Annotated in this window: 26 protein-coding genes and 1 tRNA gene; 8 read left to right on the forward strand and 19 right to left on the reverse strand. The window is 66.9% G+C overall.

Features of this window, described 5'->3' with window-relative positions; genetic code table 11:
* Nucleotides 1-140: 140 nt before the first annotated feature.
* Genes FHT36_RS10635 through FHT36_RS10655 form a run of 5 tightly spaced genes read right to left on the reverse strand, consistent with a single transcriptional unit; the run spans nt 141 to nt 5062 of the window.
* Nucleotides 141-986 carry a fumarylacetoacetate hydrolase family protein gene (locus tag FHT36_RS10635; RefSeq protein ID WP_169122476.1) on the reverse strand — a complete coding sequence of 282 codons (846 nt, stop codon included), beginning with the start codon at nt 984-986 and terminating at the stop codon, nt 141-143.
* A 45-nt stretch (nt 987-1031) separates the two neighbouring features.
* The gene (locus FHT36_RS10640; RefSeq protein WP_169122477.1) at nt 1032-1769 is read right to left on the reverse strand and encodes an SDR family oxidoreductase; all 738 of its coding nucleotides are present in this window, start codon (nt 1767-1769) and stop codon (nt 1032-1034) included.
* Complete coding sequence (locus tag FHT36_RS10645; RefSeq protein ID WP_407077067.1) at nt 1766-3028, reverse strand: ABC transporter substrate-binding protein; 1263 nt, start codon at nt 3026-3028, stop codon at nt 1766-1768. Before FHT36_RS10645 ends, FHT36_RS10640 begins: the two co-directional genes overlap by 4 nt.
* Before the next feature lie 35 nt (nt 3029-3063).
* Nucleotides 3064-3828 carry an acetoacetate decarboxylase family protein gene (locus tag FHT36_RS10650; protein WP_169122478.1) on the reverse strand — a complete coding sequence of 255 codons (765 nt, stop codon included), beginning with the start codon at nt 3826-3828 and terminating at the stop codon, nt 3064-3066.
* 46 nt (nt 3829-3874) lie between these two features.
* On the reverse strand, nt 3875-5062 hold the full coding sequence (locus tag FHT36_RS10655) for an alpha-hydroxy acid oxidase (RefSeq protein ID WP_348644439.1): 1188 nt from the start codon (nt 5060-5062) through the stop codon (nt 3875-3877).
* A 168-nt stretch (nt 5063-5230) separates the two neighbouring features.
* Here FHT36_RS10655 and FHT36_RS10660 point away from each other — a divergent pair, with 168 nt between their 5' ends.
* A complete protein-coding gene (locus FHT36_RS10660; RefSeq protein ID WP_169122480.1) occupies nt 5231-6220 on the forward strand; it encodes a GntR family transcriptional regulator in 990 nt (329 codons plus the stop codon).
* A gap of 270 nt (nt 6221-6490) precedes the next feature.
* Here the strand turns inward: FHT36_RS10660 and nthA are convergent, their stop codons facing one another.
* From nthA to FHT36_RS10690, 6 genes are read right to left on the reverse strand one after another with little or no spacing between them, the layout of a single operon-like run.
* Nucleotides 6491-7114 (reverse strand): nitrile hydratase subunit alpha, encoded by a 624-nt coding sequence (gene nthA / locus FHT36_RS10665; RefSeq protein ID WP_169122481.1) that lies wholly within the window; start codon nt 7112-7114, stop codon nt 6491-6493.
* Nucleotides 7111-7413: an SH3-like domain-containing protein gene (locus FHT36_RS24700; RefSeq protein WP_256444961.1), complete on the reverse strand. Its 303-nt coding sequence runs from the start codon at nt 7411-7413 to the stop codon at nt 7111-7113. The genes nthA and FHT36_RS24700 overlap by 4 nt, the downstream gene beginning before the upstream one ends.
* Entirely contained in the window at nt 7410-7826 is a 417-nt protein-coding gene (locus FHT36_RS24705) for an SH3-like domain-containing protein (protein WP_169122483.1), read from the reverse strand. Before FHT36_RS24705 ends, FHT36_RS24700 begins: the two co-directional genes overlap by 4 nt.
* Entirely contained in the window at nt 7823-8674 is an 852-nt protein-coding gene (locus FHT36_RS10680; RefSeq protein ID WP_246702154.1) for an ABC transporter ATP-binding protein, read from the reverse strand. The genes FHT36_RS24705 and FHT36_RS10680 overlap by 4 nt, the downstream gene beginning before the upstream one ends.
* Nucleotides 8671-9669: an ABC transporter substrate-binding protein gene (locus tag FHT36_RS10685; protein ID WP_169122484.1), complete on the reverse strand. Its 999-nt coding sequence runs from the start codon at nt 9667-9669 to the stop codon at nt 8671-8673. Before FHT36_RS10685 ends, FHT36_RS10680 begins: the two co-directional genes overlap by 4 nt.
* A 52-nt stretch (nt 9670-9721) precedes the next feature.
* The gene (locus FHT36_RS10690) at nt 9722-10489 is read right to left on the reverse strand and encodes an ABC transporter permease (protein ID WP_169122485.1); all 768 of its coding nucleotides are present in this window, start codon (nt 10487-10489) and stop codon (nt 9722-9724) included.
* A gap of 459 nt (nt 10490-10948) precedes the next feature.
* On the opposite strand from FHT36_RS10690, the gene FHT36_RS10695 reads away from it, so the two are divergent.
* The gene (locus tag FHT36_RS10695) at nt 10949-11659 is read left to right on the forward strand and encodes an isochorismatase family cysteine hydrolase (RefSeq protein ID WP_169122486.1); all 711 of its coding nucleotides are present in this window, start codon (nt 10949-10951) and stop codon (nt 11657-11659) included.
* 7 nt (nt 11660-11666) lie between these two features.
* Here FHT36_RS10695 and FHT36_RS10700 read toward each other — a convergent pair whose 3' ends face one another.
* From FHT36_RS10700 to FHT36_RS10715, 4 genes are all read right to left on the reverse strand, one after another.
* Nucleotides 11667-11867 (reverse strand): hypothetical protein, encoded by a 201-nt coding sequence (locus tag FHT36_RS10700; RefSeq protein ID WP_169122487.1) that lies wholly within the window; start codon nt 11865-11867, stop codon nt 11667-11669.
* A 1261-nt stretch (nt 11868-13128) separates the two neighbouring features.
* Nucleotides 13129-14748: a sodium:solute symporter family transporter gene (locus FHT36_RS10705; protein ID WP_169122488.1), complete on the reverse strand. Its 1620-nt coding sequence runs from the start codon at nt 14746-14748 to the stop codon at nt 13129-13131.
* Nucleotides 14749-14752: 4 nt separating this feature from the next.
* On the reverse strand, nt 14753-15019 hold the full coding sequence (locus FHT36_RS10710; RefSeq protein WP_169122489.1) for a DUF485 domain-containing protein: 267 nt from the start codon (nt 15017-15019) through the stop codon (nt 14753-14755).
* A gap of 50 nt (nt 15020-15069) precedes the next feature.
* Nucleotides 15070-16233, reverse strand: a complete 1164-nt coding sequence (locus FHT36_RS10715) for an NADH:flavin oxidoreductase/NADH oxidase (RefSeq protein ID WP_169122490.1) — start codon at nt 16231-16233, stop codon at nt 15070-15072.
* A gap of 266 nt (nt 16234-16499) precedes the next feature.
* Between FHT36_RS10715 and FHT36_RS10720 the strand changes: the two genes are divergently transcribed.
* Nucleotides 16500-17387: an AraC family transcriptional regulator gene (locus FHT36_RS10720; RefSeq protein ID WP_169122491.1), complete on the forward strand. Its 888-nt coding sequence runs from the start codon at nt 16500-16502 to the stop codon at nt 17385-17387.
* A gap of 29 nt (nt 17388-17416) precedes the next feature.
* On the opposite strand, the gene FHT36_RS10725 is transcribed toward FHT36_RS10720, so the two are convergent.
* From FHT36_RS10725 to FHT36_RS10740, 4 genes are all read right to left on the reverse strand, one after another.
* Complete coding sequence (locus FHT36_RS10725) at nt 17417-17605, reverse strand: hypothetical protein (protein ID WP_169122492.1); 189 nt, start codon at nt 17603-17605, stop codon at nt 17417-17419.
* A gap of 164 nt (nt 17606-17769) precedes the next feature.
* Nucleotides 17770-17845 (reverse strand) — tRNA-Thr (locus tag FHT36_RS10730).
* 116 nt (nt 17846-17961) lie between these two features.
* A complete protein-coding gene (locus tag FHT36_RS10735; protein ID WP_169122493.1) occupies nt 17962-18369 on the reverse strand; it encodes a DUF4332 domain-containing protein in 408 nt (135 codons plus the stop codon).
* Between the two features lie 90 nt (nt 18370-18459).
* On the reverse strand, nt 18460-18840 hold the full coding sequence (locus FHT36_RS10740; protein WP_169122494.1) for a hypothetical protein: 381 nt from the start codon (nt 18838-18840) through the stop codon (nt 18460-18462).
* 227 nt (nt 18841-19067) lie between these two features.
* Here FHT36_RS10740 and FHT36_RS10745 point away from each other — a divergent pair, with 227 nt between their 5' ends.
* The 5 genes from FHT36_RS10745 to FHT36_RS10765 all read left to right on the forward strand — a co-directional run bounded on the left by FHT36_RS10745 (nt 19068) and on the right by FHT36_RS10765 (nt 25661).
* Nucleotides 19068-20870, forward strand: coding sequence for a helicase HerA-like domain-containing protein (locus FHT36_RS10745; RefSeq protein ID WP_246702155.1), 1803 nt, complete (start codon nt 19068-19070; stop codon nt 20868-20870).
* A 278-nt stretch (nt 20871-21148) separates the two neighbouring features.
* Nucleotides 21149-21580 carry a hypothetical protein gene (locus tag FHT36_RS10750; protein ID WP_169122496.1) on the forward strand — a complete coding sequence of 144 codons (432 nt, stop codon included), beginning with the start codon at nt 21149-21151 and terminating at the stop codon, nt 21578-21580.
* Nucleotides 21581-21691: 111 nt separating this feature from the next.
* Complete coding sequence (locus tag FHT36_RS10755) at nt 21692-23083, forward strand: M20/M25/M40 family metallo-hydrolase (protein WP_169122497.1); 1392 nt, start codon at nt 21692-21694, stop codon at nt 23081-23083.
* 77 nt (nt 23084-23160) lie between these two features.
* The gene (locus FHT36_RS10760; RefSeq protein ID WP_169122498.1) at nt 23161-24156 is read left to right on the forward strand and encodes a zinc transporter ZntB; all 996 of its coding nucleotides are present in this window, start codon (nt 23161-23163) and stop codon (nt 24154-24156) included.
* Nucleotides 24157-24251: 95 nt separating this feature from the next.
* Entirely contained in the window at nt 24252-25661 is a 1410-nt protein-coding gene (locus tag FHT36_RS10765; RefSeq protein ID WP_169122499.1) for an esterase-like activity of phytase family protein, read from the forward strand.
* The last annotated feature ends 56 nt before the right edge of the window (nt 25662-25717 follow it).

Here is a 25717-nt window from a genome sequence, read left to right on the forward strand (position 1 = left end):
AAGATTTTCAATCCATTGCAAGCGGGCGAGCGGTGGATGACCATGGGGGCGCCCCAGATCCAATCAGGGGCGGTGAGATCAATGGACCGGCGCCCGTCGAGACAGGGAGGCACCGCGTGCGGGCGCGGGCGGGACCAGGCTCATCGATAGGCAGTCACCTGCTGCCGCTGCCGGCCAAGCCCGGCGATTTCGAGTTCCACCACATCCCCCGGGCGGAGCCAGACCGGCTCGGGCTTCATCCCCATGCCGACGCCCGGCGGGGTGCCGGTGGCGATGATGTCTCCCGGCAGGAGGGTCATGTAGCGGCTGCAATAGGCGATGATCTCCCGGACGCCGAAGATCATCGTGCGGGTGTTGCCGCTCTGCATGCGCCGCCCGTTTACGTCCAGCCGCATGTCGAGGTTCTGCGGGTCTGGCACCTCGTCCCTTGTGACGAGGAAAGGCCCCACCGGGCCGAACGTGTCGCAGCCCTTGCCCTTGTCCCATTGGGAGGACTGCATCTGGAAGGCGCGTTCCGATACGTCGTTCACGACGCAGTAGCCGGCCACGAAGTCGAGCGCGTCCGCCGCATTCACATGGCGAGCGGTTGTGCCGATCACGACTCCGAGTTCGACCTCCCAGTCGAGCCGTGTCGAATGGGGCGGCTGGATAATGGGGTCGTCCGGCCCCGACAGGGCCGATGGCGCCTTGAGGAAGATGATCGGCTCGTCCGGCACCGCCATCCCCGCTTCGGCGGCGTGATCCGAGTAGTTCAGGCCGATGCAGATGAACTTGCCCATGCCGCTGTAGGGCACGCCGAAGCGGGGCCGGCCCTCCACCTCGGGCAGGGAGGCGGGATCCACTGCGGCCAGGGCGGCGATGCCCTCGGGTGATATCTCCCGGGGGCCTATGTCGGCGCGGATGCCGGAGAGGTCGCGCAGCCGGCCGTCACCATCGACGAGACCCGGCTTTTCCGCGCCCGGGGCGCCATAGCGGCAGAGCTTCATAGTCGTTCATCCCAGATTGAAAGAAATCGTCGAGCAGCCGGCCCGTCAGGCCACCGTCACGCCTGCATCCACTGTCCACGCGGCGCCGTTGACATGGGCAGCAGCCGGCGAGAGCAGAAAGGCGACCACGCTCGCCACGTCTTCCGGCGCACCATAGACCGCGGTGCCGGCCCTTCGGATGCCACCGGCGGCGGCCGCCTTATCGTCGAGCGCGCGGATCATCCGCGTCTCCACCGGGCCGGGCAGGACGGCATTGACCCGGATGGCGGTGCCCGCCATGTCGAGAGCGGCGACGCGGGTCAGGCCGAGGACAGCGTGCTTGCTCGCCACATAGCCGGCGAGCCCGGGCCGTCCCCGGATGGCGGAGGTGGAGGCCATATTGACCACCGCGCCCCGCCCCCTCGGCCGCATCCGCGCCAGCACGTGCTTGAGGCCGAGGAAGACGCCACGCACATTCACCGCCATCACGGCGTCAAAGGCATCGTCCGGGTAGTCGAAGATGGGCGCGACAGCCCCCTCGATGCCGGCATTGTTGGCGAAGAGTTCAATGGGGCCGAGCTGCCCCTCGGTCTCGGCGACGAAGGCCGCGACTTCCGCCGGCGACGAGACATCGGCCGCGAGGAACAGGGCGGCACGACCCGCCCCTTCCACCAGCCGGGCCGTCTCGGCGCCGAGCGCCACGTCGCGGTCGATCAACGCCACGTCGTGCCCGGCAGCGGCCAGCTTGAGCGCGATGGCGCGCCCGATGCCGCCGCCGCCGCCCGTGACCAGCGCGACGCTCACGACTTGACCAGCGAACAGCCGCCTTCGGACAGCGGACGCCACACCTGCTCCGGCGGAATGGACTTCACCACCGTGTAATAGTCCCACGGATACTTGGATTCAGCCGGCGTCTTCACCTGGAACAGGAACATGGGGTGAATCTTGCGGCCGTCGACGCGGATCGAGCCCTTGCCGAACAGCGGGTCGTCGGTGGGCAGCGCCTTCATCTTGTCCACCACGGCTACGCCGTCCGTGGCCCCACCCACGGCGGACACGGCCTTGAGATAGTGCAGGGTCGACGCATAGGCCCCGGCGTGCAGCGCGCTCGGATAGCGCCCGTCATTGCGCGGCGCGAAGCGCTTGGTCCAGGCGCGGGTGCCCTCGTTGAGGTCCCAGTAGAAGGACTCCGTGAACTGGAGCCCCTGCGCCACCTTGAGTCCCAGGGAGTGGACATCGGTGACATAGAGCACGGTGGCCACGAGGCGCTGCCCGCTCTGCGGGATGCCGAATTCCACCGCCTGCTTGATTGAATTGATGGTGTCGCCGCCGGCATTGATGAGGCCGACCACCTGCGCGCCCGACGCCTGCGCCTGCAAGAGGAAGGAGGAGAAATCCTGCGTGTTGAGCGGCGCGCGCACGCCGCCGATCACCTTGCCGCCGGTGCGGGTGACCACGTTCCGGACGTCCTGCTCCATGGCGTGGCCGAAGGCGTAGTCGGCGGTGAGCGTGAACCAGTTCTTGCCGCCGGATTCAACCACCGCGGTGGCGGCGCCGGTGGCAAGGGCATAGGTGTCGTAGGTCCAGTGCACCGTATTGGGCGAGCAGGCCTTTCCGGTGAGGTCCGAGGAGGAGGGACCGGAGGCGATCATCACCTTGTTCTTCTCGCGGGCGATGGCGGCCACGGCGAGCGCGACGGCCGAGTTCGGCACGTCCACGATCATGTCGACACCCTCGGTGTCGAACCACTTGCGGGCGATGCCGGCGGCCACATCGGCCTTGTTCTGGTGGTCGGCAGCAATCACCTCCACCTTCAGCGGCTTGCCGGCGGCATTGAAATCCTCGACCGCCATCTGGGTGGCAACCACCGAGCCCTTGCCGGTCACGTCCGCATAGAGGCTGGACATGTCGGTGAGCACGCCGATCTTGATCGTCCTCTGGTCCTGCGCGAAGGCGATCCCCGGCATCGCCAGCATCAGCGCGCCGGCGGCCACCACGGCCCGGCGGGAGAGCGATGGCGGGCGTCGGAACCGGGCGATGGTCTCGTCTGTCTTGCGGGTCATGATATTCCTCCCTTCATTCTTGTTCTGGTGTCAGCTCAGGGAATGAGCCGCTTGAGCAGACGACGGTCCTCCACCGCGAAGCCGCCGCCGTAGACGTCGGAGACCATGAACTGCGCGGAGAGGACTTCCGGCTCCAGCTCGGTCAGCGGATCGAAGACACTCTCGTGCAGGTTCATGACCGCGCGGCCGGCGACAGGCGCGGAATAGGCGATGGGCGTGCGGCGGTAGACGACATCGGCATAGGCCGTCTCCAGCCGCTCGGGGTGCGGCAGACGACGCACATGGATTTCGCCGCCGGGTTGCTCGCCGTCGTCCACGAGGCGCACGATGGGAGCCTGCGGATCGGGCGTGAACGACACCTCCGCAAGCGGCACGCCGCGCCGGATCACCGCGCTCTCGATGGCGCCGGTCTCGGCCTCGTCGAAGCGGAAGGTGCAGTCCTTCTTGGTGTAGCCGAACAGCTCGCGGCCGGCCGCGATGCCCATGGGGTCGGAGCAGTACATGTAGATGTGCGTCTGGGTGAACAGGTCCTCGTAGCGCACCGCCACCGTCACCATCAGGTCGAACATGCGACCCTGATGGAGAGAGAGTGTGTGTCCCGGCGAGGCCATGAAGCGGAAGGCGACTCGGTCGTTCACCAGATCAAACGGCGTGTCCGCGAGCAGCGCCCGCGTCTTCGCGGGATCGACGCGGGTCATCACTTCCAGCGTGCGCAGCGCGCATTCCCACTCCACCGGATAGGCCGGGGAATACGGCGGGTTGACCCCGCTGCCGGGGTGCATCTGATACTTGCCGAACATCGGTCCTCTCCTTTTGTGGCGGACCCCGGCGCGCGGGGCGTGTCGTTCAGACGGGCGCGGCAATGCGCGCGGCGGGTTCGGGATAAGCGGGCGCGTCCAGCAACGCGCGGGCGGCGTCGGACGTGTCGGTGAGGCCGCACAGGGCCATGGTGAGGTCGAGCTCGCGATGGATGAGTTCGAGGCAGCGCGTCACCCCCGCCTCGCCCATGGCGCCGAGGCCATAGAGAAATGCCCGGCCGATGAGCACGCCGGCTGCGCCCAGGGCCAGCGCCTTCAGCACGTCCTGCCCCGAGCGGACGCCGCCATCAAACAGGACCTCGGTGCGTGCGCCCACCGCTTCGGCGATGGCCGGCAGCGCGGAGATGCTGGAGGGCGCCCCGTCCAGCTGGCGACCGCCGTGGTTGGACACAACGATGGCATCCGCCCCCGCACGAACGGCGGCCCGCGCATCCTCCGGGTCCATGATGCCCTTCACGATGAGCTTTCGGTCCCAGATGCGGCGCAGCCACCGCACATGGTCCCAGCCGAGCGTCTGGTCGAACTGCTCGGACACCCAGTGAGCCAGAGAGGAGGCATCGCTCACCCCCTCCACATGGCCGACGATGTTGCGGAAGGTGCGCCGCTCGGTCCGCGCCATGTTCAGGCACCAGCGCGGCTTGGTGGCGAGGTTGACGAGATTGCGCAGCGTGGGGCGCGGCGGGGTCGAGAGCCCGTTCTTGATATCGAGGTGGCGCTGGCCCTGCACGGGCAAATCCATGGTGAGCACCAGCGCCGAGCAGCCGGCATCGCGGGCACGGGCGACGAGCCGCTCCATGAAGGCGCGATCCTTCATCAGATAGAGCTGGAACCAGAAGGGGCGCGAGGTTTGGGCGGCCACGTCCTCGACGGAGCACACGCTGACGGTGGACAGGGTGAAGGGCACGCCGAACCGCTCGGCGGCGCGTGCGGCGAGAATCTCCCCGTCCGCCCACTGCATCCCCGCAAGACCGGTGGGCGCGAGCGCCACCGGCATGGCGACATCCTCGCCCAGCATGCGGCTGGAGAGATTGCGCCGGGAGATGTCGATGCCGACCCGCTGGCGCAGGCGAATGGCGGCAAGGTCGTCCTCATTCGCCCGATAGGTCGCACCGGTCCAGGAGCCGCAATCCACGTAATCGTAGAACATGCGCGGCACCCGGCGCGTAGCGAGGCGGCGCAGGTCCTCGACGCAGGTGATGGGCGCATTCGGGAATATCACTCTGGCTGTCCTGGGCGCGATCAAAACGTACTTTGGATTCAAAGTACGTTTTATGTTAGAAGCCATGCGACGGGTCCTGTCAAGGGCACGTGCCTCTTGCGCAGGCCCGTCGCTGCCGATAGGCGCGGGCGATGCCGCGCAGGGCCCGGAGGAACGGAGCAGGCCATGGGGGACGCAAAAACCAGCAAGGACGCTGATGCCGCGGCGGGCGGCTCCCTCCAGGATCGGACCTATCACCAGCTCCGCGAGATGATCGCCGCCGGCCAGATCCGTCCCGGCGAGCGCCTGCTGGAGGCGGAGGTGGTCCGCGCTTTCGGGATCAGTCGGTCGCCGGCGCGTCAGGCACTGGAGCGGCTGCGCGAGGATGGCGTGGTGGAGCCGCTCGAGGGGCGCGGCTACCGGGTTCCCGGCGGCGAAGCCTCCGACACCGCGGTGCTCGATCCGGTGGACGTGTCGGCGCCCCGGCAGTGGGAGCGCATGTATCAGGAGGTCGAGCAGGAATTGTTCGTGCGCACCCTGTTCGGTTCGGTGCGGCTGAACGAACTACGCCTCGCCGAGCATTTTGGCGTCAGCCGGACGGTGACGCGGGACCTGCTGGCGCGGATGCACGGCGTCGGCCTCATCGCCAAGGATCATGCCGGCCACTGGATCGCCGAGCAGATGACGCCGGATCGCATCCGCCATCTCTATGAGCTGCGCTGCCTGCTGGAGCCGGCGGCCCTGCGTCAGGCGGCTCCCCGCGTGCCTGCCACCGTGCTGGCGGACATGCGCGCCCGCATCCTCGCCACCCGCGCCCAGACGCCCATCAGCAGCACGCGCTTCGACGAGGCGGAAACCGATCTTCACATCACGCTGCTCGGCTATTGCGCGAACCCGGAGATCATGCGCGCCCTGAAGCGCACGCACCTGCTGTTCGGCCCCACCCGCCACCTCTTCGATCCGTTCCTGGGCATTCCCATCCGGCTGATCGTGGCAGCGCTGGACGAGCACATCGACATCATCGACCTGCTGCTGGACGCCCAGCCGGAGCGTGCCGCGAAGGCGCTCGAGGCCCATCTGAGGGACGCCGTCGAGCGCTGGCTCCGCCGCTTCGAGATCACCGCCAAGGGCAAGCCGATCCCCGTCCCGTCCTATCTCCAGGCCGTGGCGGACTGAAGGGCAGGTCGGCCGTGTCCCCGCTGGCGCCCATCCGCCTTCCCCGAGCCGATCGCCCACCCCGGCCTTGAGGAGGATCAAGCGGGGTGCCGCATCATCCCCCAGCGTGTTGCGGGTGTGGCTGATGGCGATGAGTGGACAGGGGTCTACATGCGCCGGGGCCATACCGCAGCGAGGAACTGACGGTGGGCGACGAGGCAGCCATGATGGCGCACCAGGAGGGCGAGGACGGCGAATTCCTTGCGGCTTGCCCCGGCGACCGCCGGCAGTCTACGACGCGGAGACTTGGGCCGTGCCGATCATGCTGTCTCGGGTGACGAGGCGGGCGAGATCCTCCTCGCGCGCATCCTCCGTGCCGGCTGGGCGGCGGGGCAGCACGAGGTAGCGCATGTCCGCATTGCTGTCGTGGACGCGCACATGCACGTTTTCCGGCAGGGCCATGCCGAATTCCTCCAGCACCGCGCGCGGCTCGCGCACGGCGCGGGCGCGGTAGGATTTGGAGATGTACCACCACGGCGGCTGGCCCAGCAGAGACCGCGGATAGCACGAGCACAGGGTGCAGACGATGAGGTTGTGGAGATCGTCGGTATTCTCCACCACCACCAACTGCGCCTCCTTGATGGTGAAGCCCAACTCCGCGGCGGCGCTGGCGCCGTCCGCCAGAAGGCGGGCCTTGAAGGCGGGGTCCACCCACGCCCGCGCCACCAGCCGTGCGCCCCATTCGGGCCGGGGGGCCTCCAAAGCGGCGATCACCTTGTCCGTCTCCTCGGGAGCGAGGAGGCCTTCCTCTAGAAGGATCTGGTGCAGGGCACGGGTCATCAGGGCGTAATAGTCCGCGCCGTCATACCCCTCGATCACGGGAATGGCGCTCATCTCGGCGGGGGTGGAGGTCATGGGGCGTCGTCCTGTGCCGGCGCGAGCCAGTGGTCGTAGACTTCGATTTCCAGCGTGTCGTCGGGCGCCCCGGCATAATCGGGCCACAGGTCGCGCTGGCCGAGCCGCACGCGATAGAGGTCGATGGCCGGCAGGCCCGGCCGGGCGCAGGACAATTCCTCGGGATTGGGATAGGCGCCGCAATGGCGCTCCACCACCCCCACCTTGTGCCGCACATACCAGGGAATGCGCACATGGCCCGGCTTGCCTATGTCGAGGATCCGCACGCGATCACCCGGCGCGAAGCGGGGGGCGCTCATAGTGCGGCGCTCCCGGTCGGCAGGGAGATCGCGGGCTTGTTCGCAACCGTCTTGGTCACGTGGTCCACCTGTCGGCATTCCATGGCGGCGATGGCCTCCATCCGCGCCAGCACGGCGGCGCGGGGCACGATGCCCTTCTCGTCCAGCAGCACGGTGAGAGCTTCCGCCCGCCGCTCGTAGAAACCGAGGGTGTTGTAGAGATCTTCGCCGAAGCTCTCGAACACGCGGCGGATCTCGTCGAGGGAGACGATGCGCCCCTTGGCCTCCAGCGCGCCACGAATGGCCTCGGACAGCTTCTGCCAGTCGGCGAAGGCGTATTCGTCCTTCGCAACCGCGCCGGCCGGCCGGCCGCCGATGTCGTGATAGCCGCGAAAGGGGCCTTCCGGCTGGCCCCGGGGCGCGTCTGAAGTCATGGGGCGCTGCTCCTCACCGCCGTCTGGAACACCTCCAGCGCATGGGCCTTCAGCGCCACGAAGCGCGGGTCCGAGATGGTTTCGGAATTGCGCGGCCGAGGCAAGTCGATGTCCATGTATTCGGCGATGCGGGACGGCCGGCGGGTGAGCAGGAGTACCTTGTCGGAAAGCCAGACGGCCTCCTCCAGGTCATGGCTGACGAGCAGGGTGGTGGTGCGCGTCTCCGTGAGCACCTTCTGCAAAAGGTCGCGCATGGTCAGCGTCATCTCGTAGTCGAGCGCGGAGAAGGGCTCGTCGAGGAACAGGACCTCCGGATCCACCACCAGCGCGCGCATGATGGAGACCGTCTGCTGCTGGCCGCCGGACATTTCATAGGGGTAGCGGTTGAGGTCGAACTTGAGGTCGAACTGCGCCGCCAGCTTCTCGATGCGCCGCTCCCGCTCCGCCTTGGGCACGCCCATCATCTTCAGCGGATAATGGATGTTGTCGATGGCTCTCTGCCAGGGAAACAGCGCCTCCCGATAGTTCTGGAACACATAGCCGATGCGCGTCTCGGCGATGGTCTTGCCGTCGAACAGGATCTGGCCGGCATCATAGGGCAGGATGCCGGAGATCATGTTGATGAGCGTGGACTTCCCGCAGCCGTTCGGCCCGAAGATGGAGACGATGCCCCCGCGCGGGAAGTCGATGTCGAAGCCGGTATAGACCGGATTGCCGCGGAACGTCTTGGTGAGCCCGCGGATGGTGATGTGCGTGCCGGGCGTGAACCAGGTGAGGTCCGGCAGGGGGGCGCCCCCTGCCGGCTCACGCGTGGTGGGCTCCACCGTAGTCATGACAGGGGCGGTCATGACAGGTCGGACGGCTTCAGAATGAAGGGCTTGATGTCGAAGTCCTGCTTCAGCGCGCCCTCGGACCGGAACACGTTGACGAAGGTCTGGTAGGAGGTGAGGTCGGTCTCGTTCAGCTCGGTCCACGGCCGCAGATAAGGCTGGGCGACGATCTCCACCTGGTCCGGCTTCACCGCCGTGTAGGCGGGCAGGATGGAGCGCAGGGACGTGTAGTTCTTCTCGGCCATGATGGTGGCCTCGTCGAGTGCTTCCACGAAGGCCTTGGCCACCTTGGGCCGCTCCTTGATGAACTTGGTGGTGAGCAGCGACACGCCCGAATAGAAGGGGTCGTAGACCGCGAGCGACATGGGATTGGTGATGGCGCGCTTGGCCTCGCCCAGCGCGACGGCGATGGAGCCGACCGGCTCCAGCGAGAGCGTCGCATCCACCGTGCCCGCCACCACCGCCTGCACCTGAAGGCCCACGGCGAGCTCCACGAGGCGCACGTCCTTGTCCGGATCGAGGCCCGCCTTGCGCACCATGTAGCGCGAGAGGGTGCGCCACTGGATGCCCGGCAGGTGGCCCAGCGACTTGCCCTTCAGATCGCCGAAGGTGGCAATGGGGGAATTGTTGGCGACGATGAGCGCATCGTTGATGCGGTTCACCTTGATGCCGCCGCCCTGCAGGCCGAACACCTTGAACGTGCCGGGAAACTGCGTCTCGGCGATCACCGCGATGCCGGCGGCGGCGCCCGGCGCGCCGGCATCGGCCCGGCCGGAAACGAGGGAATCGATGATCTGGTTGGGCGCCTGGAAGCGCACGGACTCGATCTCGATGCCGCGCTTCTCGAACAGCTTCTGCTCCAGCGCCACGTAATAGGCGAAGGACTGCATGATGGGCAGCCAGGAGACCACCACCTTCTCCTTCGGCTGGGCCCGGAGCGGCCGGGGGAAGGACGAGGCGGCGGCGAGCGTCGCGGCGCCGGCGCCGAGAACGAAATTGCGGCGGGTGGTCATGGTCGGTTCCTTCAGGGGCAGGACAGAGCAGGTCGGGACAAGGCGGGGGTGGTCAGCGGCCGGCCCAGTGGACCAGCAGCTTCTCGGCGGCGAGAAACAGGAGGTTGAGGCCGTAGCCGAGGATGCCGGACACCAGGATGGTGCCGTAGAGCTGCGGCAGGTCGAAGGTGATCTGGCTGTCGATGATGCGCTTGCCGAGGCCGTTGTCGGAGCCGATGAACATCTCCGCCACAACGATCACCACCAGCGCCATGGACACGCCGGTGCGCAGGCCGATGAAGGTCTGCGGCAGGCTCTCGTAGAACATCACGTCCTTGAACACGCGCAGGCGGGAGGCGCCCATCACGCGGGCCGCCAGCATGCGGGTGGGCCGCGCGTGCATCACGCCATAGGCCACGTTGAACAGGATGACGAGGAAGGCCGCGAAGGCCGCCACCGAGATCTTGGAGAAGTCGCCGAGGCCGAAAATGATCATGAACAGTGGAAACATGGCCGTGGCTGGCGTGGAGCGGAAGAAGTCGATCAGGAATTCAATGGAGCGATAAAATTTCTCGCTGGCGCCCACCACGATGCCGAGCGGCACGCCCAGAATGGCGGCGAGGGCGAAGGCATGGAGCGTGCGCTGGAGCGTGTAGAGAAAGTCCTGCCCGAGCCCTGTGCCCATGTTCTCCCAGATGGCCTGGAGAGTGCGCACGGGGGAAGGGAGGAGCTTCGGCGTGACGAGGCCGGCGACGAAGACGCCATACCAGATGAGAAAGAGGGCCAGCGGCCCGATGGCCATGAACCCCCAGCGACGCCATCCCGAAATGTCGGATTGCATTTATTTGCCTATTTTTCAATCAGAAATGGACGGTTGCATACTGGGACCGTGATGTCTGAACGCCCGCGACTTCGCTCGCGCAAGCGGGGCGTCCGCCGTAGGTTCCCAAGCAAGCGCGGGGCCAGCTGCCGGTGGCGTCGGTGTGGTTTCGCGCGGCCGCGGCAGCCCAGCGCAGAAAAGCCCGTTGGCTCAAAAGCCTATGCCATGGCGAGATGGGCACGGCGCACGCATCGAAAAGAGGTAGCACGCGGGCCACGCTACCTCTGATTTAGATCGCTCGTGATAAAATAAGACTAAAACTTAGGCAAATGCATATCTAGTGTATGCAAGATGTCTCGCGTGGCCGCTGTGGTGCGGTTTCGCTTGCCGCCCGCTCGCGCCAAGTCATTGAATAAAATTCAGTTTCAGTTTCACGATAGATCGCGGCCCGCATCTTGCTCCGCGCCGGGCGGGCGCTGGATGCGGCGCCCGGTCAATCTGGAGGAGCCCGTGCCCGTCATTGCCGCCGACCCTTATCCCTGGCCCTTCGACGGCGTCATCTCGCCGAAGGACACCGCGCTGGTCGTCATCGACATGCAGACCGACTTCTGCGGCCCCGGCGGCTATGTGGATGCGATGGGCTACGACATCTCGCTCACCCGTGCGCCGCTGGAGCCCATCTCCCGCGTGCTCGCGGCCATGCGCGCTGCGGGATACTGGATCATCCACACCCGCGAGGGGCACCGGCCCGACCTCTCCGACCTGCCGGAGAACAAGCGCTGGCGGTCGCGGCAGATCGGCGCCGGCATCGGCGATCCGGGGCCGTGCGGCAAGGTTCTGGTGCGCGGCGAGGCGGGGTGGGAGATCGTGCCGGAACTGGCGCCGCTGCCGGGCGAGATCGTCATCGACAAGCCGGGCAAGGGCTCCTTCTACGCCACCGACCTGGAGATGATCCTGCGCACGCGGGGCATCCGCAATCTGGTCCTCACCGGCATCACCACCGATGTCTGCGTCCACACCACCATGCGCGAGGCCAATGATCGCGGCTTCGAATGCCTGCTGCTGGAGGATTGCTGCGGCGCCACCGACGCCGGCAACCATGCGGCCGCCGTGAAGATGGTGAAGATGCAGGGCGGCGTCTTCGGCGCGGTGTCCAATGCGGCCGACTTCATCGCCGCCCTTCCCGCCTGAGCGCCTTTCACGCGCCGGCGCAAGCCGGGTCATGGCCCAGAAGCGCGTTATCCGCCAGCCACGTACCGGAATTCATCCCGACGTAGCGCCGGAAGCGGCCGTTCAGGTGGCACCGGCTCAAGAGGTGGCGGAACGAATCCGCCACCTCGGTTTGTCCGCCTCGCTCAGCCAGATCAGTAATCAGGCGCGGCGGGATCACGCCTTCCACGGCCTCGAACCGCGAAAATACCATCCTCGACTAAATGCCGCCGAACCTGCTCATGGGCTCCCCCGCCCTTCCTCAGCCACCCCTTCGCCGTTCTCCGCGACGAAGATCACGCCGGCGGCTTCGAGGGCGGCGCGGATCACCGTGAGAGTGGTATTTCTTGGCGCAGACGCTCCTCCCTCAAATTGCCTGATCGTCGCAACGCCGACTTTCGCAGAGGCACGTGATCGACGGCGCCGCGTTCGAGCTGTTCGGAGATTATGCTGACGATTGACGCTGGGGTCGCCGGAACGGCATCCCGATACTGACCTTGGGACCGCATGACCTATGCTGCAGAAGCCCCCCTCCGAAGCGTCAGCTGAGGCGAGTTGTTGGCACTGCGCCTTAGCGGCGGTATCCGGCAGACGGCGCGGGCATGGCTTCCTAGCAAACGGAATCCTGCGCTTCCCTTCGCCATCGTCAGTTTTCGGATACCTACATGTAATGAAGTACCGGCCGGATCGATCAAAGACGATGACGACGTGCTCGCCAAAAAGAACCGGAACGGGACAAATAGAATGGCATGATAGCCAGAATACTCTGGCCGTGCTTATTGTCTCGTCGCCCCACCGAAGCGAGAGGAGGCAGCGTGATGCCATATGTCTGTGGTCGATTCCCGTGCCCGTCTCCAGGCTGCGAGCACTGCGATCCGCTCATCATGAGCCTGCCTGTCCCGGATATCACGCCGCCGCCCTACCGGCCCGGGTGGGAATGCCCCCGCTGCCACAAGAGCAACGCGCCGCGGGTGGTGACCTGTGACTGCTCACCGGACAAAAGGGAAGGCGAGGCGAACGGCAATGCCAGTCTCTTTCGCCAAAACCCTTGAGGCCGTGCGGCATTTCGCAAGGCACTCAAGCCGTCCACGGTGAGAATCCACTTCGACCCCGTAGATCCTTCCGACCAGACTTAGATCGCAGCCAAATGCCGCGTATTGCAGGCGGAGATGCTCTCTTGGCAACGCGACGGCGGTGCCCCGCGGGCGGCGGCACCTTTCGGGCGCGAGTCCGCATCTCCCGGCTCCGGCCTGGCAGGCCCGGAGCGCGAACGAAGGGGGCGCAGTGACCGCCGGAGCCGACAGAATTCGAGATCGGTGGCCCAGCTTTAATGGCCACGATAAGTGGCAAGCGTGCCGCCAACTACCCGAGCAGGGACCACGGCGTGAAGAGGCCGGCGGACGATACTGTCGTCCGCCGGCCTCCAGCAGTTATCGTTTCGTCCCGTCCGACTATTCCGCGGCTTCGAGGCCGCCGCCCATCCCGACACCTTCGCGCGCGCGGCGATCCAGAACGGACACGAGCCAGGCCGTGAAGAAGGCGAGGGGCATGGAGACGATGGTGGGCGGGTCGATGGGGAAGATGGGCGCGGCATTGCCCAGCACCTTCACCCACACCGGCGGCCCGAGAACCGTCAGGGCAACGGCGGCGGTGAGGCCGATCGCGCCCCCGGTGATGGCGCCCCGCGTCGTCAGGCCGGACCAATAGAGGGTGAGGATCAAGAGGGGCAGGGTCGAGGAGCAGGCGATGGCATAAGCGAGGCTGATCATATAGGCCACGTTCTGCGTCTGGAACACGATGCCGAGCAGCACCGAGATCACGCCGAGCACCAGTGTGGCGATCCGCGAGACCAGGATCTCCCTGGCTTCGCTGACCGCGCCGCGGCACAGCGCCCGGGCATAGAGATCGTGGGAGACGGCGGAGGCGCCCGCGAGCGTCAGGCCCGCCACGACCGCAAGGATCGTTGCGAAGGCGACCGCCGACACGAAGCCCATGAGCGGGTCGCCGCCTATGGCATGCGCGAGGTGGATCGTCGCCATGTTGCCGCCGCCGCGCAGGGCGCCGTTGGCATCCACATAGGCCGGGTCGCCGCCGATGATGGCGAGTGCGCCGAAGCCGATCACGAAGATCAGGGCGAAGAAGCCGCTGACGCCGAGCGTGCCCCAGAACACGGATACGCGCGCGGCGCGGGTATCGGGCACGGTGAAGAAGCGCATCAGCACATGAGGCAGGCCCGCGGTGCCGAGCATCAGCGTGAGGCCGAGCGAGATGGTCTGAAGCGGACCGCCGGAGAACACCTTGGGCAGCATCATGGCTTCGCCCCGCGGATGTACCGATACGGCACGCGCGACCATGTCATTGTAACTGAAACCGAAATGGGCGAGCACGGCGATGGCGATGAAGACAGCCGCGCCGATCAGCAGCAGGGCCTTGATGATTTGCACCCAGGTCGTCGCCATCATGCCACCGAACATGACGTAGCAGATCATGAGCGCGCCCACGAGGATCTGCGCATAGATGTAATCGAGCCCGAAGAGCAGGCGGATCAGCTGTCCTGCGCCCACCATCTGGGCGATCAGGTAGAAGATCACGATTACCAGCGTCGCGAACGCAGTAAAGATGCGAATGGATCGCTCCTCCAGCCGGGTGGAGAGTACGTCGGCAACCGTAAAGCGGCCGAGCTTGCGCAGGCGCTCCGCCACCAGGAAGACGACAAGCGGCAGACCGGTCGAGTAGCCCACGGCGAAGACCAGCCCGTCGAAGCCGGATGCGAAGACGAGGCCGGCGAGGCCGAGCAGGGCGCCCGCCGACACCATGTCGCCGGTCAGGGCAACGCCGTTCTGGAAGCCGGAGATGTGGCCGCCGGCCGCATAGAAGTCCGAGGTCGACTTGGTGCGCCGCGCCGCCCAGGCGGTGATGCAGAGCGTGACCAGGACGATGGCCACGAACATGGAGATGGCCGTCGCGTTCGATCCGCCCCCTCCGGCGGCACCGGCAGCCATGGCCGGGCCTGCGAAGAGAAGAGCGGGAAGAGCCAGAAAGGCAGTTGGGAAGAGCTTGTCGATGGTCATGGCATCAGGCTCCCCGGTCGGAGGCGATACGATTGGCGATCAGCACGTACACGCCGACGAGCGCCATCGTGGAGAACACCACGCAAAGGCCGAACACCGTGGCGACGGTGACGGACATGCCGGGCGCCAGCGGTCGCGTCATGGCGGACGGATCGAGCATGAAGGCCGTGACGAAGGATCCGTAGATGACAGCCTGGACAGCTGCCAGGAGCCAGCCAAGACGAGCCGCTGGCAGCGCGCCAATAGAGGTGGGAGAGTTGATCGCTGACATGCTTTCAGGTTCCGGTGCTGGAGGCGGGATGTTGTGTGCGGGATGCGAGATCATTCGGCCGCTGCGGCTTCGGGCGGTGTCGCCCGGCCGGTGATGTGCCCGAAGCCGTCGTTGACGCGGCTACGCTGGTATTTGTTGAGCCAGGTGCTGAACTGGACGGGCAGCATGTCGTAGGGACGCTCCTCGCCGAGCACCATCGCGGCGTAGACCGGCCAGTGCGGGTTCGCGAGCATGGGCCGGCCGAGCATCACCAAGTCGACCCGCCCCTCGCTCAGGATGGCATCGGCGAATTGCGGATCGGCGAGGTTCCAGTTGGCCGCGGTGAGGATGTCGGCCTCCTTGCGGATGCGCTCCGCGGCCGGCACCATGAAGCCTTCGGCCTCCCAGGGGGTCTGCGCCTTTCCCGAATTGCCACCGAACGACACGTCGACCAGGTCGATGCCCCGCGGCTTCAGCAGGCGGGCCAGTTCGATGGACTCCTCAACGGTCTGGCTGCCGGGGGCGAATTCGGTAACGCCAAAGCGCATGGACAGCGGCAGCCTCTCCGGCCACTCCTCGCGCACCGCCTCGACCACCTCGACGAGAAGGCGGCTGCGGCCGGCGAAATCACCGCCATATTCGTCGGTGCGGTGATTGGAGATCGGCGAGAAGAAGCTAGACAGGAGAAAGCCGTGCGCAGCGTGGATCTCCAGCCACTCAAAGCCGGCGTCCCGCGCGCGACGGGCGGCGGCGGCATAGTTCAAGACCGTGACCTTAATGTCTTCGCCCGTCATCTCGCGGGGGGTCCGGTGCATCACCCCGCCGAACGGGATCGCGGACGGGCCGATCATCTCCCACGCCTCCGGATGATCGGGTGGGAGGTGGCCGCCGCCATTCCACGGCGGTTCCACGCAGCCGCGCCGGCCGGAATGGCCGAGCTGAATGCCCGGAACGCATCCCACCGAGCTGACGAAGCGCGCAATGCGTCCGAGCGCGGCGCCCTGCTCGTCGTTCCAGAGCCCGGCGCAGGTGGTGGACATACGCCCTTCCGGTGCGACAGCCGCCTGTTCGACGACCACCATGCCGGCACCGCCGGCGGCCTTCGAGCCGAGATGGGCCAAGTGCCAGTCGGTGACGAGTCCGTCCGGGGACGAGAACTGCGTCATCGGCGACACCGCTATGCGGTTTCGCAGCAGTACGTCCCTGACTTTCAGCTCGCTGAAAAGAGATGCCATGTCTAACCCCACTCCCCTCATCTGATCTGGGCTGGACACCGAATAACCAAGACCACAGAACGTGATGTCAGCCGCGCCTGCTTACGCGATGAGCATAGACCTCATGAAATCAGCAGCGGTTGCCGCGATTTGCGCCAGCCTTCCGATTGACGATGCTGGATAGTGCGACTGAAACTGTCGGCTCATCTTTCAGAAACCGGCCGACCGCGAACAGATTTCGGTCATGGGCGAGCCGGCGGGTCCGCAGGCAAAGGCGGCAGATCGCCATGCGCACGCACGACATTGGGTCCTGGCCGCGAAATGCGACGTTGGCGAGCAGCGAGGGCCGTGGCTGGTCGAACATCCACGCCGCGCTCATCGCGGTCGATACCTGGGCGGGAGAGCTGACGCCGGTGGGCAATCCCTGCCTCGGCTATTGCGTCAGTCGGCCGGCCCGCATCCGGCGGCGGGTCAGCCGTGGCGGCCGGGTGGAGGACGCGACCCTGCGGCCGCGGCAGTTTCATCTCATCCCTGGGCTCGAAGCCAGCGAGTGGCACCGGCACGGCCGTTCAGAGATGCTCACTCTGTACCTGCGGCAGGAGCGGCTGGACGAGATGGCCGGCCGTATCTGCAGCGCGCATGTGGGGCGGGTCGAGCTGGAGGTTCCTCTCGGCGTGAACGATCCGCTGCTGGAACAGCTGGCCCTGTCGGTTCTCACGGTGTTGCGGGACAGGGAGGATGGCAGCTCGCAGATCTATGCCGACGAACTGGCCCACGCCGCATATGCCCATGTGGTCCGCAGCTACACCGCTGCGGGGCGATCATCCAGGATCGGCGAGGACACCAGTGCAGCGCCCGAGCATCTGCTGCACCGTGTGTGCGAGATGATCGCGGACCGCCTCGCGGAGGAATTGCCACTGGACCTGCTGGCATGCGAGGCCGGTCTGTCGCCGCGATCATTGTCGCGGGCCTTCAATCGCCGGTTCGGCATGAGCGTTCATCAGTACATTTTGTCTCAGCGAATCCTGCGGGCGAAGGAACTGCTTATCTCAACCGACCTACCCATCGCCGAGGTCGCGCTGGAGACGGGCTTCTCCAGCCAAAGCCATCTCGCCGCGACCTTCCGCAAGCATATGGGCGTTACGCCAGGCCTGTTCCGTTCGACCAGCGATTGAGCCACCGGGGCCGCAAAAGCGCCCTCGACCTAGCCCGCCACGGGGGCGATGGAGTCATCGCCGATCAGAGCCGCGCCAACGTCGCTGCGGCGGTGGTCGCGCAGATCGAGGCGCTGGGGCGCAAGGCGATCGCGCTGAAGCTCGACACCGGCTAAGTCGCGACCTTTCCGGCTTTCGCCGAGCGCCGCCTTGTGCTGCCGCTCCATCTTCAGGGGCATCGTGTTGGCATTCGGATTTGTTGGCACTCGCCGAACCAACAATCATGCCAACAAATTTGATCGATGTGAACAGACAGCTATCGACACCCTGCGACGCCCAGAGCGGCCCACTGATTGATTTTCTTTGATTTTTCGACGTCTATCGACGCTGGCAGATGGGCAAATGGTGCCGCGGAAGGGATTCGAACCCCCGACCCACGCATTACGAATGCGTTGCTCTACCAGCTGAGCTACCGCGGCACGCGCGCCTCTATTACGGGGAGGACGATCGGTTTTCAAGGGTCCGCCGCAATGCATCCCCACGCGCGCCGCGCCGGCGGGCGGGTCCGGTGCGGCCGGTGCGGGATGGGATGGGCTCAGTAGGTGAGCACGGGCGGCAGTTCCTTGGCCTGCGCCACCCACTTCTCCACCATGCTCTCGGTGGGCAGGGCGCGCACCAGCTTGCGCTTGGCGTTCGCCTCGGCCATGGCCTTGGTGAGATTGGCGGGAACGCGGGTCTTCAGCTCCTTCACCGTGTCGACGCCCGCCGCCTCCAGCAGCTCGGAATATTCTTCGCCCACGCCCTTGATGCGCATCAGGTCGGCCATGTTGGCCCATTTCAGGATCCGGCTCTCGTCGATCCCCGTGGCCGCCGCGAGCTCCTTGCGCAGCTTGGGCGACTTGGCCTTCTCCAGCAGTCCCTCGGTGGTTGTGATTCCGGCCGTCTTCAGCTTCTCGGCATAGACCACGCCGACGCCTTCGATCTCGATGATGGGATAGGACATTCGACCCCCCTTCAAACCCGGCTTGTGCATGCCGGCAGCAAGATCAGGCCACAACCGCGGGCCGAGTCAACTGCCCGGCTTCCCGGCGCCTCACACCACGTGGGTGAGGCCGGGCACCGAGCGCACGAGGAGGTTCACGGGTTCCGCACCGACCGTCTCGCGGGCATAGGCCACCGTCTCGCGCACGGCGAGTTGCACCTGCGGCATGGTGAGGCCATGGGCCATCATGCGGTCGGCGACCAGCATGAGCCGCGCCATGCCGCCGAAATGACGCTCAGAGGGCAACGTCGCATCCTCGCGGGGGGCAGCATCGGCAAGGGCCCGCGCCCAGGGATGGGTATCGTAGAGGGGCGCCATGGCGCTGGCCGGCGCCTCCCGGGCGAGAAACTGGATGATGAGGGCAACCAGGGCCTCGGCCGTCGGGCCATTCACTTCGACACGCTCGGTCAGACGCGCAATCAACTCGTCCATGCCATCTCCTTGCGCCGCAATCGCAGGCGAGACTGGCGTGAGATTGCCGGGCACGGCGCACTTTCGCAAGCGCGGCCGGCCGCCCCGGCCAGACGGTGCCCTCAAGCGCAAGCGGTGCAGCGACGGGCTTGCCCGCGTCCCGAAGGCGGGCGAAAACTCCCCGATGCCGCGGCCGGACCCGAACGCGCGATTCGGCTGGACCACGTGCCCCGAGTGAGGACACCGCCATGGTCAAGAGCCCAGGGACGAATTCCGGGACGAGCCCTGAACAGAGCGCCCCGGCCAATGCCGCGCCGCCGGCCGGCCCCTGGAGCCGCACGTCAGTTCCGAGAACCTCGTCCGCAGCGCCGTCCGGCGGGCGGGCACCGGCCCCCGAATCCGACGGCCGCATCCTGGTGGGACGCAGCTTCCTCGGCCGGTCGGAGGCGGCGGCGACCCACGCCAAGTCCAAGGACGAATATCTCACCCTGCGCCTCGCCAACCGCCATGGCCTCGTCACCGGCGCCACCGGCACCGGCAAGACGGTGACGCTGCAGGTGCTGGCGGAAGGCTTCTCGCGGGCCGGCGTGCCAGTCTTCGCCGCCGACATCAAGGGCGACCTCTCCGGCGTCGCCGCCCAGGGCGAGGCCAAGGACTTCCTGCTGAAGCGCGCCGAAGAGGTGGGCATCACCTACACGCCCGACAGCTTCCCGGTGATCTTCTGGGACATGTTCGGCGAGCAGGGCCACCCGGTGCGCGCCACCATCTCCGAGATGGGGCCGCTGCTGCTCGCCGGCCTCATGGGCCTGAACGAGACCCAGGAGGGCGTGCTCAACATCGTCTTCCGCATCGCCGACGAGCAGGGCCTGCTGCTGCTCGATCTGAAGGACCTGAGGGCCATGCTGGCCCACGTCTCCGCCAATGCGGCGACGCTGACGGCCACCTACGGCAACGTCTCGGCGCAGAGCGTCGGCGCCATCCAGCGCCAGTTGCTCGTGCTGGAGAACCAGGGCGCGGACAATTTCTTCGGCGAGCCGGCCCTCGATATCGCCGATATCATGCGGGTCGACCGCTCCGGCTACGGCACCATCAACATCCTCGCCGCCGACAAGCTGATGGGCTCACCCCGCCTCTATTCCTGCTTCCTGCTCTGGCTGCTGTCGGAGCTGTTCGAGCGGCTTCCCGAGGTGGGCGATCCGGACAAGCCCAAGCTCGTCTTCTTCTTCGACGAAGCCCATCTCCTCTTCAACGAGGCGCCCAAGGCGCTGCTGGAGAAGGTGGAGCAGGTGGTGCGCCTCATCCGCTCCAAGGGAGTCGGCGTCTATTTCGTCACCCAGAACCCGCTCGACGTGCCGGAGACCGTGCTGGCTCAGCTCGGCAACCGGGTGCAGCACGCGCTGCGCGCCTTCACCCCGCGCGACCAGAAGGCGGTGAAGGCGGCCGCAGAGACCTTCCGTCCCAATCCGGACCTCGACACGGCCAAGGCCATTATGGAGCTGGGCAAGGGCGAGGCGCTGGTCTCCATGCTAGAGGGCAACGGCATCCCCTCCATGGTGGAACGCACACTCATCTGCCCGCCCTCCGGCCGCATCGGCCCGCTCCTGCCGGCCGAACGCGCCGCGATCCTGGCAAAGAGCCCGGTCGGGCACCTCTACGATACGCCGGTGGACCGCGAATCGGCTTTCGAGATGCTCCAGGCGCGGGCCGAGGAAAAGGCCCAGCCGGACGCGGAGGAGGCGGCGCCGTCCTCGGGCGGCGGCAGCATTCTAGACAGCATCCTTGGCGGGGTGCTGGGGACCGCCACGGGCACGCCGAAAGTGGAGCCCGCGCAGCGCAGCGGTGCGCCGCGGCAGGGCTCGACGGCCCCGCGCTCCACCACCACGGCCGGACGATCGGCCGGGACCGGTTCCACCGCCCCCCGGCCGAGCACGCGCATGTCCACCACCGAGGTGGTTGTGCGGCAGGTGGCGCGCTCGGTGGCGACTCAGGTCGGCTCCCAGCTGGGAAAGGCCATCCTGAGGGGCATCCTAGGCAGCATCAGCAAGCGCTGAGGCACGCCTTCCACAGGTCGATCCGGCCACAGCACCGCTCAAGGTGCTGTTGCACCGCCCGCAGGTACCTAACGGCAGCTTGGCCGCGATCGCTGTCGGCCCGGGCGGCAGCTCTGCGGTGGCGGCGTTGAAAGTGTTGCGTCAGAAGTCTCCTAGCGGTAGGTTCATAGCGTGTCGGTGGGATTGCGGGGTCGCACCGACAGAGATGCTCAACACGCGTGCCCGAGCCTTCTTCCGTGCGGATGGGGACCGAGGCGCGCCATGAACTGGAGCGCCTCATGAAGGTGTTACCCACTGCCCGCATCGTCCTCCTTGATGCAAATATGGAACGTCGCCAGGCGACGCGCCTCGCTCTGTCCGCACTTGGTGTGGGATCGGTACGCGAGGTCGCGTCCATCGACGAAGTGACCGATCCTTCCGCCCAGGGCACGGCCGATGTGCTCGTCGTTCAGGTGGACGATCCGGAGGACGCCCCCACCAATCCCTTCCGCTTCGGTGCCGGCATTCCTGCCGTGCTCGTTGCCGAAGTTCCTGCGCAGCAGCTGGTGCGCGTCGCCGGCCGGACCGGCTATGACGCCGCGCTCGGCACCCCGGTCGCCCCGCGGCTGCTATACCGCCGCATCGGCTCGGTCCTCCAGCGCGCGCGCCGTCTAGGGCGTCCGGCTTCCGCAGTGATTGCTGCGCCCGCCGATCTCGTCACCGCCAGCTGATCTGGCGCCCGACCGTCTGGCACCTTGCCAGACGGTCCCGCTACCGCCAGCATCCCAGCGATTCCGGGTCCATCGCGACCCGTGACAGAGGTTGCGCTGGCGGAGGGCGAGATGGCGGCAACGGAACTCGATCCGGTTCTGAAGGCGGTGGATGCAGGGCTCGACGGGGCGCTGGCGCGTTTGTTCGACTTCCTCAGGATCCCGTCCATCTCCACCGACCCCGCCCACGCTTCCGCCTGCCGGAGCGCAGCTGACTGGGTGGCGGGAGAGCTTGAAGCCCTCGGTTTCACCGCCGTCGTGCACCCAACCGCAGGCCATCCGGTGGTGGTCGCCCGGACTGACACCGGTGCGTCGCGGCGCGTGCTGTTCTACGGGCACTATGACGTGCAGCCGGTGGACCCGCTGAACCTGTGGGAAACCCCTCCGTTCGAGCCTCGCCTCGGCACCACGCCGGACGGGCGGCGAACCATCGTCGGGCGCGGCGCGTGCGACGACAAGGGACAGGTGCTGACCTTCCTTGAGGCGCTCCGGGCGTTCCGTTCGACCCGTGGCGCATTGCCGGTGGACGTCACCGTTCTGCTGGAGGGGGAGGAGGAGTGCGGCTCGCCCAACCTCCCCGGCTTCCTCGCCGCCCATGCAAGCGAACTTTCGGCCGATCTCGCGCTCGTGTGCGACACCGGCATGTGGGACCAGCGCACGCCCTCCATCACCAGTTCGCTGCGCGGCATCCTGCACACCGAGCTCACCATCGAGGGCGCCGACCGGGACCTGCATTCGGGCCTGTTCGGCGGCGCCGCGCGCAATCCCATCCATGTGCTGGCGGCCATCCTCGCCGATGCCCATGACGCCGATGGCCGGGTGACCCTGCCCGGCTTCTACGACGACGTGCGCGAGCCTCCCGCCGAGGTCCGCGCCCGCTGGCAGGCGCTTGGGCTCACCGCCGAGGCCTTCCTGAAGCCGGTCGGCCTCTCAGTCTCGGCCGGCGAGAGCGACCGGCTGGTGATCGAGCAGATCCAGTCGCGCCCGACCTTCGAGGTCAACGGCATGTTCGGCGGCTATACCGGCGCCGGCACCAAGACCATCATCCCCGCGCGGGCGACCGCCAAGATCTCCTTCCGCCTCGTGGCGGATCAGGATCCGGCCAAGCTGCGGGCGGGCTTCGAAACGTTCGTGGCTGCGCGCGTGCCGGCCGACTGCCGGGCCGTCTTCCACTGGGGCGAGGGCGCCCGCGCCTTCCTGGTGCCGCCGGAGAGTCCGGACCTCGGCCACGCCGCCGGGGCCCTCGAGGCCGAATGGGGCGTCGCGCCGGTCACCATCGGCTCGGGCGGCTCCATCCCCGTGGTGGGCCAGTTCAAGGACCGGCTGGGGGTGGACACGCTGCTGATCGGCTTCGCGCTGGACGATGATCGCGTCCATTCGCCCAACGAGAAGTACGACCTCACGTCCTTCCACAAGGGCACGCGAAGCTGGGTGCGGATTCTCGACGCCCTGTCCCATCGCTGAAGTGACGTAACGCCAAGACTTTTTCGCGTCGTGCAATCGTGCGAGGAACGCACGATACGTCAGCGACGGGACCCGCCATGGCCGCACTCGCCTCCACCATCGACACGCAGGGCCTTCTCTCTGCGTGGATGTTCGACGGCAAAGGAGGTGCCAGCCGTCTCCGGCCGGAAGACGCGGTCTCGGCCACGGCGCCCGACGGCGGCTTCGTCTGGCTGCATTTCCGCCATCTGCCCCGGATGCCGCAGACGTGGCTGCGGCAGGGCGTCGGCCTCGACGCTCCGGCGCTGGAGAGCATGGCGGAAGAGCATTGCCGCCCGCGCTGCGTGATGTTCGCCGAGGGCGCCCTGCTCTCCCTGCGCGGCATCAACCTGCAGCGCAACGCGCTGCCTGAGGAACTCATCACCGTCCACCTGTGGGTGGATGCACGCCGAATCGTGTCGGTTCAGCACGATTTCCTCTCGGCCATCGCCGATTTCGAGGACGCGCTCGGCCGCGGCCGCTGCCCGCGCTCCCAGGGCGAGTTCGTGGCCGATCTCTCCATGCGCCTCGTCGAGCGGGTGGATGCCGTGGTGACGACGCTGATCGAGGAGGCGGACGAGCTTGAGGACGCCGTGCTCATCACGGAAACCTCGGAGCTCCTGCCCAAGCTTGCCGTGCTGCGCCGGGTGGCCATCAAGCTGCGCCGGCACATCGCGCCCCAGCGCGAGGCGCTCAATCACTTCGCGCTGGAAGACGATCCCTGGATGGGGCCGAAGGACCGGAACCGGCTGCGGGATGCCGCCGACCGGGTGGCCCGCTTTTCCGAGGAACTGGACAGCGTGCGCGAACGCGCCTCCGTCATCCGCGACCAGATGGTCGATGCCCGCGCCGAGCAGATGAACAAGTCCATGCTGGTGCTCGCCGTGGTGACCGTCGTGTTCGCGCCCATGACGCTGATCTCGGGCATGTTCGGCATGAATGTGGGCGGCATCCCCGGCAGCAGCGATCCGGCCGCTTTCTGGGCGCTCTCTGTGTTCCTGCTGCTGCTCGGCTTCGTGCTGCTGTGGACCTTCCGCCGGCTGAAATGGATCTGATCTTCCTCTAGGTCATGCAAAGTTCGCGTGGCTGTCGCCGCTGCGTCAAGGATGGTGCCGCAGATGCGGTGCGCACGGACCTTTGGAGGTTTCCCATGCGCACCCTGAACTGCATCGCCCTCGCGCTGCTTGCCGGCGCCGCCTTCGTTTCCCCTGCCCTCTCCCAGGACAAGAACGGTCAGGAAAAAGCCGCCGAAGGCACCGCCTTCCCGGCCGTCCTCGCAGGGCATGTGGTCCTGCCGGCCGCCACCTTCGTCCCCGCCCCCGCCGACGCGCCGGATGCGCTGAAGACCTCGGGCAAGTTCACCAATGCCGACCGTGCGCGCATCGACGCCATCGGTAGCGTGAAGGGCGTGAGCGTCCTGTCCAATCCGGCCGCCCCGCGCGAGACCGGCCTTTCCCTGCCGTTCCAGGGCCAGCCGGTGCAGGGCTTCTCCGGCATCGTCTCCGAGGGCGACGGGACGTTCCTGGTGCTCACAGACAACGGCTTCGGCTCCAAGGCCAACTCGCCGGACGCCATGCTGACCGCCCATCGGCTGAAGATGGACTTCAAGGCCGGCACCATCGAGCGTCTCAAGACCATCTTCATCAGCGACCCGGACCGCAAGGTGCCCTACCCGATCACGATGGAAGGCACCGCCACGCGCTACCTGACCGGCTCGGACTTCGATCTCGAATCGATCCAGCGCGTGGGTGACAGCCTGTGGTTCGGCGACGAGTTCGGCCCCTTCCTCATCGAGACCGATATCGACGGCAAGGTGAAGGCCGTGTTCGAGACCAAGGTGGACGGCAAGGTGGTGCGCTCGCCGGATCACCCGGCCGTCACGACGCCCGGCGCGCCGGATGGCAAGGTTGCGTTCAACGTCTATCGCTCTAAGGGCTTCGAGGGCATGGCGCTCTCCCCGGACAAGACGAAGCTCTACGCCCTGCTCGAAGGCCCGCTGTTCGATGCGGCCGCCGTCGGCAAGGAGAAGGTGGGTGACGCCGAAGTGCTGCGCATCGCCGAGTTCGATCTCGGCGAGCGCGAGTGGACCGGCCGCTCGTGGAAATATCCGCTGGCGATGGCGGGCAATGCTATCGGCGACTTCAACATGATCGACGACACCCACGGCCTCGTCATCGAGCGCGATAGCCTGGAAGGCTCGCGCTTCAAGGCCTGCGCCGCAGGCAAGGTCGAGCCCACCTGCTTCGACAAGCCGGCGCAGTTCAAGCGCATCTACAAGATCGCCTTCTCGCCGGAGACCGCCGGCCAGGCGGTGCGCAAGGTCGGCTATATCGACCTTCTTTCCATCAAGGATCCGAACGGCAAGGCGAAGCAGGGCGGCACCGAGGGCGTGCTGGACCTGCCCTTCTTCACCATCGAGGATGTGGTGATGGTGAGCCCCACCGAGATCGTGGTGGGCAACGACAACAACCTGCCCTACTCGGCCGGCCGCAGCCCGCAGAAGAACGACGACAACGAGTTCGTCCTCCTCAGCGTGCCGGAGCTGCTGGGCGCCAAGTGAGCCGGAAGACCGGCGCATGAATGCAAAAGGCCGGGCTCGCGCCCGGCCTTTTCGAT

The organism is Xanthobacter sp. SG618 (assembly GCF_012932745.1).
Lineage (GTDB): Bacteria > Pseudomonadota > Alphaproteobacteria > Rhizobiales > Xanthobacteraceae > Xanthobacter > Xanthobacter flavus.

Coding starts and splice junctions, on each gene's coding strand:
- FHT36_RS10635 (WP_169122476.1), bottom strand. CDS start 986: ATGAAGCTCTGCCGCTATGGCGCCCCGGGCGCGGAAAAGCCGGGTCTC.
- FHT36_RS10645 (WP_407077067.1), bottom strand. CDS start 3,028: ATGACCCGCAAGACAGACGAGACCATCGCCCGGTTCCGACGCCCGCCA.
- FHT36_RS10650 (WP_169122478.1), bottom strand. CDS start 3,828: ATGTTCGGCAAGTATCAGATGCACCCCGGCAGCGGGGTCAACCCGCCG.
- FHT36_RS10660 (WP_169122480.1), top strand. CDS start 5,231: ATGGGGGACGCAAAAACCAGCAAGGACGCTGATGCCGCGGCGGGCGGC.
- nthA (WP_169122481.1), bottom strand. CDS start 7,114: ATGACCTCCACCCCCGCCGAGATGAGCGCCATTCCCGTGATCGAGGGG.
- FHT36_RS24700 (WP_256444961.1), bottom strand. CDS start 7,413: ATGAGCGCCCCCCGCTTCGCGCCGGGTGATCGCGTGCGGATCCTCGAC.
- FHT36_RS24705 (WP_169122483.1), bottom strand. CDS start 7,826: ATGACTTCAGACGCGCCCCGGGGCCAGCCGGAAGGCCCCTTTCGCGGC.
- FHT36_RS10680 (WP_246702154.1), bottom strand. CDS start 8,674: ATGACCGCCCCTGTCATGACTACGGTGGAGCCCACCACGCGTGAGCCG.
- FHT36_RS10685 (WP_169122484.1), bottom strand. CDS start 9,669: ATGACCACCCGCCGCAATTTCGTTCTCGGCGCCGGCGCCGCGACGCTC.
- FHT36_RS10690 (WP_169122485.1), bottom strand. CDS start 10,489: ATGCAATCCGACATTTCGGGATGGCGTCGCTGGGGGTTCATGGCCATC.
- FHT36_RS10695 (WP_169122486.1), top strand. CDS start 10,949: ATGCGGCGCCCGGTCAATCTGGAGGAGCCCGTGCCCGTCATTGCCGCC.
- FHT36_RS10705 (WP_169122488.1), bottom strand. CDS start 14,748: ATGACCATCGACAAGCTCTTCCCAACTGCCTTTCTGGCTCTTCCCGCT.
- FHT36_RS10710 (WP_169122489.1), bottom strand. CDS start 15,019: ATGTCAGCGATCAACTCTCCCACCTCTATTGGCGCGCTGCCAGCGGCT.
- FHT36_RS10715 (WP_169122490.1), bottom strand. CDS start 16,233: ATGGCATCTCTTTTCAGCGAGCTGAAAGTCAGGGACGTACTGCTGCGA.
- FHT36_RS10720 (WP_169122491.1), top strand. CDS start 16,500: ATGCGCACGCACGACATTGGGTCCTGGCCGCGAAATGCGACGTTGGCG.
- FHT36_RS10725 (WP_169122492.1), bottom strand. CDS start 17,605: ATGCCCCTGAAGATGGAGCGGCAGCACAAGGCGGCGCTCGGCGAAAGC.
- FHT36_RS10735 (WP_169122493.1), bottom strand. CDS start 18,369: ATGTCCTATCCCATCATCGAGATCGAAGGCGTCGGCGTGGTCTATGCC.
- FHT36_RS10740 (WP_169122494.1), bottom strand. CDS start 18,840: ATGGACGAGTTGATTGCGCGTCTGACCGAGCGTGTCGAAGTGAATGGC.
- FHT36_RS10745 (WP_246702155.1), top strand. CDS start 19,068: ATGGTCAAGAGCCCAGGGACGAATTCCGGGACGAGCCCTGAACAGAGC.
- FHT36_RS10750 (WP_169122496.1), top strand. CDS start 21,149: ATGAAGGTGTTACCCACTGCCCGCATCGTCCTCCTTGATGCAAATATG.
- FHT36_RS10755 (WP_169122497.1), top strand. CDS start 21,692: ATGGCGGCAACGGAACTCGATCCGGTTCTGAAGGCGGTGGATGCAGGG.
- FHT36_RS10760 (WP_169122498.1), top strand. CDS start 23,161: ATGGCCGCACTCGCCTCCACCATCGACACGCAGGGCCTTCTCTCTGCG.
- FHT36_RS10765 (WP_169122499.1), top strand. CDS start 24,252: ATGCGCACCCTGAACTGCATCGCCCTCGCGCTGCTTGCCGGCGCCGCC.